The following is a 14,652-nucleotide window of genomic DNA, read 5'->3' as shown; positions in this document are numbered from 1 at the left end:
TTGGTTTTTGGTTTTAGTTAGTAAAGTTCAAAAGGGTTTTTCTTATCAAACCCTTTTGCTGCGTATCAAAATTTTAATTTAATTCTTTCATTCCTTCAAAAACAAGCCTTGCAACTTCTACAGCACCTTTGGTTTGAAAATGCGTATTGTCTTTTTGACCATTCGGATAGGCTTCATATATACCCGGACCTAAATTCATGAAGTAGTTTTCAGAAACATAAGGCTTTCCTTTTTTCGTAAAAAAGTCAATTGATTTCTGGTTTAAATCAATCAGCATTACATTCATTTCTTTGGCAATTTCTTTTACAGCATCCGGGTACAAACCGTGAATATTCTGCAGTTTATCGTCTTTCCACGGAAAGTTTCTGGCAACTGGAGTTAAGAGAATCGGCTTGGCTCCTTTTGCTCTTGTCTGTTCAATAAAAAGCCTTAAAAACTCTTTGTATCCTTCCAGATTTACGTAACGTTCCGGTTTGTCTTCGGCGGCATCGTTATGACCAAACTGCATGAAGACCAAATCTCCTTTTTTAAGATTTTCGTATACAGAGCGCCATCTGCCTTCCTGAAAAAAAGTTCTGGTGCTTCGGCCTCCCCTTGCTCTGTCATCGACAAAGGCGCTGTCTGTTTTAATTATTTTATTGATTTTTTTCAGGCTGTCTTTAACTAAAAACTGCTGAAACACTTGTCCCCAGCCCGTAACGGGATATCTGGTTTTCATATAATCTTTTCCTTCTTCATAATTATTGGCATAATCAGCTACGGTCGAATCGCCAATTAAATAAATAGTGGTTACCGATTTTGATCTGGTAAAAGCCATAATCAAAACAGCCAGAGTTATACTAAGCAGTGGAATTACAAATTTTGTTTTCATATTATTTACGGTATATTTTAGTTAAGAAATTGTCTATGTATTGAATTGTGGGCTCAAACCACGGATTAAAAAGGCAAAAAGTATGAGGTGAATTTTCGAACTCATGAACTTCAGAATAGATTCCGTTTTCAGTTAAAATCTTTCGGTAATCGTCGCGTCCGGCATGCATTCTGGCAATTGAGCTATTGATGAATAATGTGGGCGGCGTTGAGGCATTCACATAGCTGAGAGGAGAAGCGGTTTCCCAAAGTTTAGGATTTTCATTTTTTGAATATCCAAACCAATAGGTTCCTGCCGAAATATTTTTGCTGTCGTTGCCTTCACTGCTTTCGGGATGCACAAATGAGAGCGTCCCGTCGATATCAATTACGGCATTGACCTGAGATTTTGAATTTGAATGGGTAACAACGCCTTCAAAAAGCGGCATATTTGCTGTCGTGCCCATAAAAGCTGCTAATTCTCCTCCTGCCGAAAATCCGAGAGCGGTCAGCTGATCCGGATTGATATTGTATTTGGCTGCATTTTCTCTTACCCAGCGAATGCATGCTTTGAGATCATAAATCGCAGCGGGAAAAAGTGCTTCGGTTGAAAGACGGTATTCTGGCGTAAAACACACGTATCCCAGACTTGCCAGTTTTTGCGCCATTTGATGATGCTGTTCTTTACTGCCGGAACGCCAGCCGCCGCCATGAATAATGATAATCGCTGTTTGTTTCTTTTTGGAATTCTGATCGTAAAAAACGTCAAGTTTCATTTTTCGTTTTCCATAACTGCAATAGGTTACGTTTGGTTTCTGAATTACATTTTCGAAATGCATTTTGGGAACTAAAGCACAATTAGGAAAATATTTGAGCGTTTTCCTAAAAGCACTCGCATTGGTAAACGAAGTGTCCCTGACATTTGTAATGCCTTTTAAATACTGGGCATTTATGTTTTGAAAGAAAATCATACAAATCCCCATAATTGCTGCGCTAAGATTTTTGTTTTGAAATTTCATTGTGCTTATCTTTAACTTATTATGATTTATATGATTTAAAAACAGATCATTTTAAAACCGGTTTCCAACCTCTCAAAACGGTCTTAACTGCGTAGTCTTTTTTAAATTGTTCCGATGATAATTGATGCGACCACTTTACGCGCGCGCTCGTATTGCCACCGATTCCTGTAGATAAATATTCGGCATAAAAAGTGGTGCTTTCGGCTTCGGGTTTGCCCCAATTGTGCCATCCTGCGGGTTTTATGTGCGGTCCCATTTCGCATTTTAAAAAAACAGTTCGGGCATAATTGCGCCACGGTCTTCCTAAATAATAACTGCTGTCACCGGAATTTGTGGTCAATTTGCAGTTTAGAAAAACAAATCCATACGCATTAGACTGAGGCGTATTGGCTGCGGTTATGTACGAGCCGCCTTTCTTCGCAAATATTTCACATTGATCAAAAACAACTGTTGATCCTCCAAAAATAAAATCGGTTGTTCCTTCGATATAACAATTTTTATAGTATTGCCTGCTGGTGTCGTCTCTCGGATAAAGCGTATCCTGAAAACCTAAGAAACTGCAATTCTCAAAAACAACTTTATCACCGTCAATCCTTACTGCTACCGCCTGACCAACCGGGCCAGATGAATTTTCGAAAGTAATATTTCGAGCTTTAAAATCATTTCCGGTAATAATAAAACTGGCAGATCCCGAAGTTCCTATCGTACCGCCTGCCCCATTTGATTTTGACGCATAATCATCGTACGTAAGCAGTACTTTTTCTTTGCTTTCTCCTATTAACGTCACATTGTTTTGATTTAAAACTACTTCCAGTTTTTCTTTGTAAATACCGTTTTTAATGAAAATTTTAGTTTCGGTTGTTTTGGACAAGGCAACTGAATTTAGCGCGGCCTGAACTGTGGTGTAATTGCCTGTACCGTTTGCATCTACCACAATATCATAATCATTTTTGACAGAATTTTTATCCTGAATTTCTTTTGAAACAGACCCAATAGAGCAGTTTATACAAAAAACAGACGCTATTAAAAAATTGAAAATCATACTTTTAATTTTATAACTTGAAACATGAAACCTGAAACTTTTAATAATTGTTATTCGATTAATTTAACCTCATCTTTAATGGATTCTAAAACCTTAATGTCTTTATCAAAAGTCATTTTTTTACCATTGGTTTTCAATGAAATATCTTTTGTTGAGGCGCCTCCTACCCAAAACATCTGGTTTTCGCCAACAGCTGTAACTTTCTCAATAGTTACATTTTGACTGTTCGAAAAACTAACTGCAATTCCGGGTTTGTCTAGTCTTAAATCAAGGTTTTTAAAATCGATTTTGCTGGCGTAGTTCATCTGGATTCCCACATCTGAGCGGATAATCATATTTTGAAATTGAATGTTTTCAACCGGCATTTCGGGAATTCCCATAATTTTTAAGGCTTGTGCAGCCCCGTTTACGTAAATATTTTTGAAGTACATATTTTTGAATACCGGAGTGGACTCAGAAACAGTTTCTTTTACAACGGTTACCTCGCCTGTCAGTTTATCTTCAGAAAGTGATTTTCCAAAATAATACAGGTTGAAATTGATAGCATCTGTCGGGATATTGTTCATGCGAATGTCTTCCATCCAAATATTCTCAACTACACCGCCTCTGCCCCGAACCGATTTAAACCTAAGACCACAGTCTGTACCGTTAAATGTGAGGTTTTTAACGAATATATCGCGTACGCCGCCAGACATTTCGCTGCCAATAACAAAACCGCCATGCGCATGATAGACCACGCAGTCTGTAATGACAAACAATTCGGTTGGTTTGCCGCGGTCTCTGCCTTCTTTGTCTTTTCCGGATTTGATACAAATTGCATCGTCTCCTACATCAAAACGACAGTTGGTTACCTGTCCGATTCGGCAGGATTCCAGGTCCAGACCGTCGCCGTTTTGAGAATACCACGGATTGCGAATGGTTAAGTTGCGCAGGGTAAGATGTTCGCACATTAACGGATTGACGTTCCACGCCGGAGAATTTTGAAAAGTAACGCCGTCTAAAAGCAGTTTTTTGCAATTAACAAAACTCACCATTACCGGACGAAGCGCCTGTTTATAAGGTTCCATATTTGCAGTAGTGGGTGTTTTAGGCAGCTTTTCGCGTTCTTCATTACCTGTGTAAGCACCTTGCGACGGATACCAGATTTTACGGTCTTTAGACAAAACACCCCCGGAATTAACCAGTTCGCTCCATTGATTAGCCGTCATTTTTCCAATTTTAACGGGTCTCCAGTTTGAGCCGTTTCCGTCAAAAATTCCCTGACCTGTAATGGCAATATTTACCAGATCAACGCCCATAATAGGAGATTCGCAGCGAATTACTTTATTTCCTTCAAAATAAGATTCTATGAGCTGGTATTGTTTTAAATCGGCCGTAAACGAAATGTAAGCGCCGTTTTGGGTATGAAGATTAACATTGCTTTTCATTTTTATAGGGCCTGTTGTCCACAAACCCTGAGGAATAACGACAACGCCGCCGCCCGACTCAGAACATTTGCTGATAGCCGTATTTATGGCTGTTGTGCAAAGTTCTTCGGTATTTGGAACTGCTCCAAAATCAACAATGTTCAATGTATCTGTTTTGAACTTCGGAATTTGTATTTCGGGCATTTTAAACGGAAGTTCCATTTGGGAAACATTTCTTTTTTGTGAAGATCCGTTTTTAGCCGTAATTCCTTTATTGTTACTGCAGGAAATTGCCGTAAATACAGTTGCTGCAATAAGAATGGTTGTTTTAATTTTTATCATAATCAATTGTAATTTGATACGTTATTTTTTGTCTAAAACCAGCTGCAGTTCGATTCCTGCCATAATAAAAGGACCAACGGCTTTTGCATCATCTTCTCTAATGGGTTCTGAAATATAGTATTCAAATGAACCGTCGCGATCCTGAGGATTTTTCCCTCCTAATCCGGCCACGGCGCAGCATTTGGTTATCGAAATGGTTCCATCGGGATTTTCTTTTATGAATTGTTTTTGAATTCCTTTAAAACCAATTTCTGCCGATTTAAGAAACTTTTTATCGACGTAACCTTTGCTATAGGCTTTGGCAAACGAATACACAAACATGGTGGAACAGGTAGATTCTAAATAATTGCCTTTTCGATCCGGCTGATCCATTACCTGCTGCCATACTCCTGTTTTAGAATCCTGTGCTTTTAGAACGGCCTGATAAACCTTTTGCAGCATCTTTATTAAATCTTTTCTTTTGGGATGATTTTCGGGAACATAGTCCAGGATATCTACCAATGCCATGCAGTACCAGCCCTGCGCACGCCCCCATACATGCGCAGAAGTTCCGGTATTTTTATTGGCCCAGAATTGCGCTCGTTTTTCATCATAACCATGAAAATTAAGGCCGGTTTTAGGGTCGTAAGTGTGTTTTTGAATAAGTTCTGCCTGCAAAATGGCATCGTCAATTGCTTTTGAATCATTAAAAACAAATCCGTATTGGGCAGAAAAAGGATCAGCCATATAAATGCCATCGAGCCACATCTGCCACGGATAACTTTTTTTGTGCCAATAACCGCCGTCAGAATTTCTGGGGTGTGTTTCTAATTGTTTGTGCAGCATGTCTATGGCAGTTTTATATCTCATATCGCCCGTTTTTCTGTAAATCTCAAAAAGAATTTTACCTGAATTGACTAGATCGAGACTGTACTTTTCGAGTTCATAACCGCCGCCAATTTTTCCTTCTTTATCAATAAGCTGTTCTGCGTATGAAAGTCCGTAATCGTAATATTTTTGTTCTTTGTTATAATCGTATAATTTTTGATTGGCCAGCGTTACTAAACCGTTGGTATAATTCCATTTTGGGAATTTTACTCCATCCAGAAACACCGGATTCGGAACCCGTTTTTGATCCGAATCGGCCATTTTTTCTGCCCATTCCATTGGTGTTCGATCTAATTTGGATTGTCCAAACGAAACAAAACAAGCCAATAAAACAAGTGCGCAATATGTTATTTTATGAGTCATAACTTCTTAATTTTCTTCTACCCTAAACCAATCATAATCGGCGTAACTGCTGTCATTTACAGCTTTAGTTCCCGAAGCAAAAAGACCAATTTTAGCCCCAACCCATCGTCCCGCAACCGGCTTGAATGAATCACCTAATTTTTTAAACGTTTTTCCGTCAATGCTGTAGTAAAAAGTTATCCGCGCATCAAATGGTTCTTTGTTCTGGATCATTTCTACTTTGGCGCGAAGCTGTACTTCTTTTTTACTAATTGAGACTGATGCAATTTCTTTTTCGCCTTCTTTAGATGTTCGGGCATTTTTCATTAATCGCTGTACCAAAATCAGGTTTCCGGTTTTATCCTGTTCAATTGCGATATAGGCATAGTCTTCGCCAAATACAATCAAACCTGAGTTGCTGACTCCGGCATCAGGATTTTTTTCGAACGTAAGTTTTGCAGTTGCTGTAAAATTGGCACCTGGAAATTTTTGCAGTAATAGGTTGGGCATCATCCACATGCTTTTCGAATTTTCATCGCGCGGAACGCAGTTTAAACGCATAAAACCCAAATTTGCCGATGACCAGCCCCAGTGTTTACCCGGATCCTGATTGGCCTGCCACTGCCATTGCAGCCCGAATTGGTGCGTGTTAAACTCATCCGAAGAAATCAAAGGAGTTGCAGGATACGTTTTTCCTACGTTTGGTTTTGTCCATTCCAGTACAGGTTCTCCAATTCCGTCTTTATCAGGATCTACGCCCATAATTGGCCAGTTGTCTTTCCACGTAACTGGCTGCAGGTTCACCACACGTCCGTATGCCCAGCGGTCCTGAAAATGTATGAACCATCCGTCGCCATTAGGCGTTTCGATGTAACCGCCCTGATGAGGGCCGTTCATTACGGTATTTCCCTGATGAAGCACCACTTTAGATTCATAAGGTCCCCAGACATTTTTAGAACGCATAGCTAACTGCCATCCCGGTTTTACACCTCCGGCTGGAGCCATAATCCAGTAAAAACCGTCGCGTTTGTACATTTTAGAGCCTTCAACGGTTGTGTGACCGTTGTGTCCGTCAAAAACCAATGCAGGATTTCCTATTAGTTTAGTACCATCTAAAGCAAGTTCAGATAACATGAGAACCGTTTTTACATTGGCACGGCTTCCTGCAAAGGCATACGACAAATACGCTTTTCCGTCTTCATCCCAAAATGGACAGGTATCTATAATTCCTTTGGCTTCTTTTACCAATACGGGATTTTCCCAAGTTCCCGCAGGATCTTTGGTTTTAACCATATAAATTCCGAAATCAGGATCGCCCCAGTAAATAAAATATTCCCCGTTATGATAGCGAATAGACGGCGCCCAGACACCATCGCCGTGACGAACGGTACGGTAATGTTCTACAGGAAATTGATTTTGTAATGCATATCCAACCAATTCCCAATTTACCAGGTCTTTAGAATGAAGAATAGGAAGCCCGGGAATACTATTAAAACTGGAAGCAGTCATATAATACCCATCTTTACCTGCACATACATCAGGATCTGAATAATCTACATGTAAAATAGGGTTCTTATATTTTCCGTTTCCTAAATCAGCATTCCAGCCTTGGGCTTCTGCTCCGGAGTACCATAGCAAGCTTAGCGAAAGCAGTAATTGTTTGAATTTCATTTTTTAATTGATTTTAATATTCATATATAAAATACCACAGCTTTAATTCTGTGGTATTTTAAAGTTTAGTTCATTTTAATTTTGAGGATTTACTAACAGTACATTGAAGTATCCCAACCACAAGGATACTTCTGTACTGAACTTAAACAATTAACCAATTCTTATGGAAGCCATCTGGTGTCTCCCACTCTATTTGTAACAATTGGAGAATTTGAATTTTTAATCATCAAATTTCCGTTTGCAGGATCAACAAATAAATTTTGTGCGCTGATGCCTAATTCAACTCCCTGAATGCCTGCCGCTCCCAGCAGATAATCTGTCGTAGTGTAATTGTTGCCGTATGTCGTTGGCGTATTTGCGGCTATTGCCTGAATCACTTTTCCGGTGGCAGATGCTAACAATACATTTTTAAAGACTAAAGTAGATCCTACTGCGGCAGGGATATTTATAAGCGATCTGTTGTAAGCATAATCGTAAATCGTAATGTTTTGATACTCTAAATAAATAGGATAAGCCGATGTGCCGTAATCGAATAAGTTTTTAAAGTTTCTGTTTTTATCTGTGGTTTGATAGTAATCTCTCATAAAAGTACAATTCGAGAAAACGGCTCTTTTTACATTATCTGCTCCGGCAGAACCAAAGGCAAATGTTCCGTAAGGGCCTGTGTGTCCTCCTACCTGATCAAACGTACAGTAGCTCATATCCAATTCTCCTATTTCTTTATATTTTCCGTTACCCTGATGTCTCCAGAAACCACGTTTGAAATAATTGAAAACACAGTTATAGAAAGTAATTTTTTCTATGCGCCATGCAGTACCGCTGTTAAAGAAATAGCCGGCATCTATAGTCTGGTAGAATCGGATATTTTCGAAAGCCAGAGAAGAAAGGTACGATCCCTCGGAAATATTCCAGTTTCCGTTCATTTCAATTTGAGGGCGTTCTCCCTGCGTTCCTCCCGTTAGTTTAAATCCTTTCGAAATGGTAAATGGTGTAATTTTAAATAATGAACCTGCTTCCAGGAAATATTCTGTTCCTTCGGGAACGGTTGGGTCGTCGTTATTGTTGCGCAGCAAGGCGTCTAAATCCATTCCTTTGGTTACAATAATAGTAGCTGCTGATGGCCCGGCAGAACGGAAAGAAACCTGATTGTACGGCTTGTCATATCGTCTTGGTTTGTTATTATCGAAAATATTGACATTGTACAAAGTATTTTTTTCTAATCCTTCGACTTTGGCTTCTCCCTGACTCATTTCTTCAGGAGTTAATTTACGGCCAATAGCTGCGATTTCGGCAGACTGCGCCGGTTCAATAGAAATACTGTCAACCGGATTTTTTGAAGAAACAGTCCATCTTACCGTTACATCTGTTTCGGTAATATTTACTTTTTCTATAGGCTGTAATATCGCGTCAAATGCAGGTCGGTCTTCTGTTAAAGCGTTTGTATACGCCCATTGTGAATTATGTCCGCTTGAACTGCTGTTTGATCGTAATCTTATGTAGAACTGTGTTTTATACGGAATATCATCCATTAAAAGCTGTGTATCTGTAGTTGTATAGCTTTTGTACAAACTTTTGTAATAGTTGTCTAAATGCAGTTCTACGGTGTAGGAAACGGCATCGTTTACTTTGTACCAGACAACAGCAATAGAATTACTTTTTACCAATGGAGCCTGAAGCACAAATTTGGGCTGAAATAAATCTTGCTCAGCTTTGTATTTAAATTCGTCTGACTCACAAGATATTAACATTTCACCACAGACAATTAAGCCTATAAAGGATAAAATAGAAACTAGTATTTTAAAATTTTTCATACTGTACTTGATTTAAAATTAAAAACCATAATGATTTTGAATGGCTCCTCGATGATCTGTGATTACTTTTGACGGATAAGGACATAAATAACGCAATGGATCTGTTGGAGATACTGACGACGCATTATTGTAGTTTATAAATCCTCTAAAGCTCCATTTGATATCGTTTCTTGGTTCGTAACTTAAAGTTTCATTGTTTAATGCATACCAGCTTACGGCAAAAGGCAGTTCTGTATAACCAGCCGGACGCGCCTGAAGGATTTCGTCGATACCTTTTATGTCTAGAATTGTTCTGCCTGAATTAGCCGGATCCGGAATATTTTTATAGTAAATGCTTCCCGGAACCAGATCTATGCCCGGTACATAAGCACCGTTTGCAACACGGCCCCAGTTGAGTAATTTATAATACTGATTGTAGATTACTTCGCTGAATTTGTTCCATCTTGCCAAATCGAATTTACGTTTGCTTTCTCCTCCAAATTCCCATTTGCGTTCGTCCATAATGGCTTTAAAAAAGGCATCCGGCGACGATTTCGACATTACATAGTTATCTACTTTAACCGCCCATTCTGATTGCGCAAAAGCTCTTCGGCGCACGCGTCTTAAACATTCCTGAGCATCTTCTCGCGGACCAAAACGTTCGTTTACTGCTTCGGCATACATTAATAAAACATCTGCAAATCGCATCCAGGAATAATTTACACCGGTTCCTTTGGCACTGGTGCTTCCTAACGGATCTTTCATGGATAATTTTGACCATTTTCCAACTGCTAAACGAGCTAAATCCAAACGAATTAACTGATTTAGGTTTTGATCGTAGGAAAGCGGTGCACATGTAATATCTCGTCGCAAATCTTTATTATCAAATGAATAAAGGTATTCGCCGCATAAGCTTAAAGTTCCGGATGCGCCTCCATAAGGATGCGTTCCTTCAAGAATTGGAATTCCAACAAAGTAGCCATATTCTCCAGATGAGTTCTTTAACATTGGAATTGAAAAAATCACATCGTCATTTACCGGACTTTCCCAGTTGTTTTGTTTTACCCAAAACTCGCTGAAACTCAGTTTTAAATCGTGCTGCCTTCCCTGAATTACTTTATCCAGGTATTGAATAGCGATATCATAATACTGTTCATGATTTGTGCCTCTTTCCATGTGGCCGATGCTTGCCGGATTTCCTTCGTCAGGACGCAGTGTCCAGCCTCCGCGTGTTAAAGCCAGTAAACCAATCAAACTTTGGTTAAAACTTCTTGAAGCGCGTTCTACTCCATAATCCAGTTCGCTTGCATTTTTCATGAAAGGCTCAACTGTTTTTAAGTCATCAATTAAAAATTCAAGAATTTTATTTCTATCGGTTACTCCTACAGCAAAATTTTCATCTCCGGTTGAAGATTTTGTTCTAAAAACCACATCGCCCCAAATACGAATTATATCTAAATACACCATCGCACGAAGCGTTTTCACTTCTCCATACATCTGCATTATATTAGACGGGCCTGATTTGCTGTCTGCTTTGTATAAATCTGAGCCTTCAATTCCTTCGATTACATCATTTGCCGCATTAATGATTTTGTACATGGCGTTCCAGGTAGAATTTAAGGTTGTCCAGTACGGTTTAGGGTCATAACAGGCAATGTCAGATCCGTTTCCGTTTACCGTACTTGTCGCAACACCAGACATTTCTACATCTGTATTCATATTGAAAACAAAAGCAACTCTGTTAGAATAGGCATCTTCGGCAAGCATAAGCGTATACACTCCTGCCACTGCAGATTGTATGTCTTTTTCTGTTCTAAAAACTTCTGCTTCGGTAAAGCCTGATCCAGGCTGTACATCCAGATATTCTTCGCAGGCTGTAAAAGACAGCGCAAAAATTAGCAGAAAACTAAATAATATCTTTTTATTCATCTCTATGTGATTTAATTCGTTTAATTAAAATGAAAGCTGTACACCAAAAGCGTAATTACGTGTTCTTGGATAAGCATTGTAATCAATATTAGGTGTAAGTCCGGTTTCCAGATTTACATCCGGATCGTATCCTGAATAGTTTGTCCAAACAAATAAATTGCTTCCTGTAGCGTATAATCTTACTCTGCTTAATCCTATTGCTTTACTTTGTTGTTTTGGAATCGTGTAGCCAATACTCAATGTATTTAATCTTAAGAAAGAACCATCTTCAACCGCATACGACATTGCTATAGGACGGCCAATACTTACCGGATTCCACATAGTGGCATTTTCGTTTTGTTTGGCCAGCATATCCGGCGAATAACGAAGATCGTTACCCATATCATCATAATTTCTCCAGCGTTTATCCAGTCCTACTTCCATACCAAAATTGTTTTGATTGTTTTGGTAGAAAGAAGTCATCATGATCTTATTGGCATTGTACACATCAAAACCATACATAAAGTTGAAAAAGGCTGTTAAATCAAAATTTTTATAAACCGCATTTACACCAAATCCGCCAGAAAAATCAGGATTTGTATCCCCAATAACTTTTCTGTCCTTATCACCCACTACATAGCTGTTTGGGTCAGAAGGGTCAACAGGAGTCAGCTTTTTGAACTTAGCATTTCCGGGAACTGGTTCGCCTGAAAGATTTTTGGAGTTGGCTACGCCTTCTTTTAGTTTCCAGGTTCTGGTCACGGCATCAAACGATTCAAAATCATCCATGGTATAAAACCCATCGTTTACAAAACCATAAATCAAACCTTTTGTTCCGCCTACATAAGCACGGTAATCATCATCATTTAATAATTGTGTTCCTGCCCAGCCAGAACTCAAAATCCATTCCTGCTCGCCGCTGGACAGTTTGTCAATTTTGTTTTTGTTGTAACCGATATTAAAAGTCAAATCAACCTGAAAGTCTTTTTTCTTAATAACACTTCCGTTAAGAGCCAATTCGACACCTTTGTTAGAAGTTTGTCCAACATTGGTCATCATTTTTGTAAAACCGGAAACCGAAGCAATATCAGAAGGCACTAATAAATCTTTTACTTTATTATAATAGAAATCAAGAGTTCCGGTTAATCTTTCTTTAAAGAAACCAAAGTCAATACCGGCATTTGCCGTATAAGTTGTTTCCCATTTTACATTTGGATTATTAAGATACTGGCTGTTGTAAAAATTATAGTAATACTGATTTTCTTCTCCCCATCCTACAGAACGATCTCTGGAAACACCGTAATATTTTGCATATAAATCTGCTTTTATTCTGTCATTACCAGAAGCTCCATAACTCAAACGAAGTTTTAGATTAGAAATCGTTTCATTATCTTTTAAGAAACTTTCATTAGAAACCCTCCATGCAAAAGCACCAGCAGGAAAAACACCCCATCTATTGTCTGGACCAAATTTTGTAGAACCGTCTGTACGAACGGTAAACGTAAACAGGTAACGATCATCATAACCGTAATTGGCTCTTCCAAAAAATGATGCTATTCTATTTGGAGATTCAGCCAGTGAACCGTTATCAAAAGGGGTTCCCAATGCCAGATTATCTAAAGCTTTTGAACCCGAAATGTCATCAGGAAAATAGCGGGTGCGGTAAAATTTAGCCGAACTTTCCTGATCTTTTATTTCCTGCCCGATCATTAACTGAAAATCGTGACGCTCTTTTAGTTTGAATCCGTAGTTTAATACGTTATTCAACTGCCAGCGAGGCGACTGCGTCATTGACCAGTATACTACCGGCAGATTATTATTATCTGTGGCGACACGAGTATCTGTTCCATAAAAGCGACCGTCTTCATCATATTTATATTCATAACCAAAAGAAGAACGCAGTGTTAATCCTTTTTTAATTGTCCAGGTTAAGGCTCCGGTTGTATTAAAAATTCTTGTAGTGCGTTTACGGTAATTTTTTTCTGCTTCTTCAATTGGATTAAAACGCGGTTTTACTTCATAATCTTCCGGATCAAAGTACGTGTTATCAACTGGTAATGTCATATAGTCTTCAAGACCTGCAGTTGGTGCTTCACGCAAAGCTCTAAGCAGACTTACACCATCTGTACCCGAACCATCTATGGTACGATTGGTTAAACGGGTTTGGTACTCAAACGTAAGATTATCTGTTAACTTAGAATTCAGGATTAAGTAAACATAATTCTGGCGTAATCCTGTTCCCACCAATGCTCCCGGCTGATCCTGATTTACAAAGGTGAATTTGAATTTCGTTTTTTCACTTCCGCCATTTACGTTAATGTCTGTATATCTTGCAATTGGGTTACTTCCAAAAATTTCATCCTGCCAATCTGTACCTTTGTTTGCTTTATAAATGTACAATTCGCTGGCTTTACCGTACATATTATAAAATCCCGTAGGATTAGAACTGCTCTTACGCGCATTTTCGTACTGCAGCATTACATATTCATACGGATCCATTACATCTAAATGATTGGCAAGCGTTTTAATCTGCGTATAATTGTGAATGTTTACTGAAACTTTTCCTGCTTTTGGCACTTTAGTAGTAACAATAATTACTCCGTTAGCACCTCTGGCACCGTAAACAGCCGTTGAAGCCGCGTCTTTTAAAACTTCTACAGATTCGATATCTGTCGGCGGGATATCATTTAGATTTGCGACCTCAAAACCATCAACTAAAATCAAAGGAGAATTATCCTCGGTAATAGAACCTCCTCCACGAATTCTAATTTTTACTTCTGATCCCGGAGAACCATCTACAGTAGTAACCTGAACTCCCGGAAGCCTTCCTGTTAAAGCTTCGGCCACATTTGCAGTTGGTACTTTTGCCAGTTCTGTTCCTTTTATACTCGCAATTGCTCCGGTTAAGTTTTTACGTTTTTGCGTACCGTAACCAATAATCACGACTTCGTTTAGCTCGCTGTTAGATTCTTTCATTTGAACCGTAACTCCGGATGTTCGTCCTTTTAAGGCTACGGTTTCATCATTCATACCAATAAATTTAACTATTAATACGGCGGTTTCGGGATCGGTTACCGGAATGCTGAATTTACCATCAAAATCAGTAACGGTATTTGTGTTTTCATTTTTAACCAAAATTGTCGCTCCGGGAATGAGCCCCATATTATCCCTAACGGAACCTGTTACAGTTACACGTTTCTGAGCATTGGCACTATAGGTCAAAAACAAGACAGCTAAAATGCTCCAGATGTATTTTTTTATCATCATAACTAGAATATTTTTTTATGTAACCAGCCACGGTTTTGGATTTAATACTTACTGTAAAAGTTTTCAATGACGATATTCATCATGATTACTTCATTTGTAAGAGTTACAAATCCATAAATGACTGCTAAGATATTTTGTTAATTGTCTGA

At 38.8% G+C, this 14,652-nt stretch carries 9 protein-coding genes; all 9 read right to left on the bottom strand.

Annotation, left to right across the window (positions count from 1 at the left end):
* Positions 1–73 precede the first annotated feature (73 nt).
* Positions 74–871 (bottom strand): rhamnogalacturonan acetylesterase, encoded by a 798-nt coding sequence (locus BKM63_RS16660; protein ID WP_071637709.1) that lies wholly within the window; start codon positions 869–871, stop codon positions 74–76.
* A gap of 1 nt (position 872) precedes the next feature.
* A complete protein-coding gene (locus tag BKM63_RS16655; RefSeq protein ID WP_242661169.1) occupies positions 873–1,868 on the bottom strand; it encodes an alpha/beta hydrolase in 996 nt (331 codons plus the stop codon).
* A 46-nt stretch (positions 1,869–1,914) separates the two neighbouring features.
* Positions 1,915–2,910, bottom strand: a complete 996-nt coding sequence (locus tag BKM63_RS16650; protein ID WP_083572266.1) for a pectinesterase family protein — start codon at positions 2,908–2,910, stop codon at positions 1,915–1,917.
* 50 nt (positions 2,911–2,960) lie between these two features.
* Positions 2,961–4,658, bottom strand: coding sequence for a glycoside hydrolase family 28 protein (locus tag BKM63_RS16645; RefSeq protein ID WP_071637708.1), 1,698 nt, complete (start codon positions 4,656–4,658; stop codon positions 2,961–2,963).
* A gap of 21 nt (positions 4,659–4,679) precedes the next feature.
* The gene (locus tag BKM63_RS16640) at positions 4,680–5,888 is read right to left on the bottom strand and encodes a glycoside hydrolase family 88/105 protein (protein WP_071637707.1); all 1,209 of its coding nucleotides are present in this window, start codon (positions 5,886–5,888) and stop codon (positions 4,680–4,682) included.
* A gap of 6 nt (positions 5,889–5,894) precedes the next feature.
* Complete coding sequence (locus BKM63_RS16635; protein WP_071637706.1) at positions 5,895–7,538, bottom strand: glycoside hydrolase family 43 protein; 1,644 nt, start codon at positions 7,536–7,538, stop codon at positions 5,895–5,897.
* A 161-nt stretch (positions 7,539–7,699) separates the two neighbouring features.
* Positions 7,700–9,349 (bottom strand): DUF5123 domain-containing protein, encoded by a 1,650-nt coding sequence (locus tag BKM63_RS16630; RefSeq protein ID WP_071637705.1) that lies wholly within the window; start codon positions 9,347–9,349, stop codon positions 7,700–7,702.
* 18 nt (positions 9,350–9,367) lie between these two features.
* Complete coding sequence (locus BKM63_RS16625) at positions 9,368–11,257, bottom strand: RagB/SusD family nutrient uptake outer membrane protein (RefSeq protein ID WP_071637704.1); 1,890 nt, start codon at positions 11,255–11,257, stop codon at positions 9,368–9,370.
* A 24-nt stretch (positions 11,258–11,281) separates the two neighbouring features.
* The gene (locus BKM63_RS16620; protein ID WP_242661168.1) at positions 11,282–14,503 is read right to left on the bottom strand and encodes a SusC/RagA family TonB-linked outer membrane protein; all 3,222 of its coding nucleotides are present in this window, start codon (positions 14,501–14,503) and stop codon (positions 11,282–11,284) included.
* Positions 14,504–14,652: the final 149 nt, after the last annotated feature.

Origin of the sequence: Flavobacterium johnsoniae, from assembly GCF_001879205.1 — a bacterium.
GTDB classification, from domain to species: Bacteria; Bacteroidota; Bacteroidia; order Flavobacteriales; family Flavobacteriaceae; genus Flavobacterium; species Flavobacterium johnsoniae_A.
The sequence above is the reverse complement of the archived record's forward strand: the minus strand, read 5'-3'. Positions and strand labels throughout refer to the sequence as shown.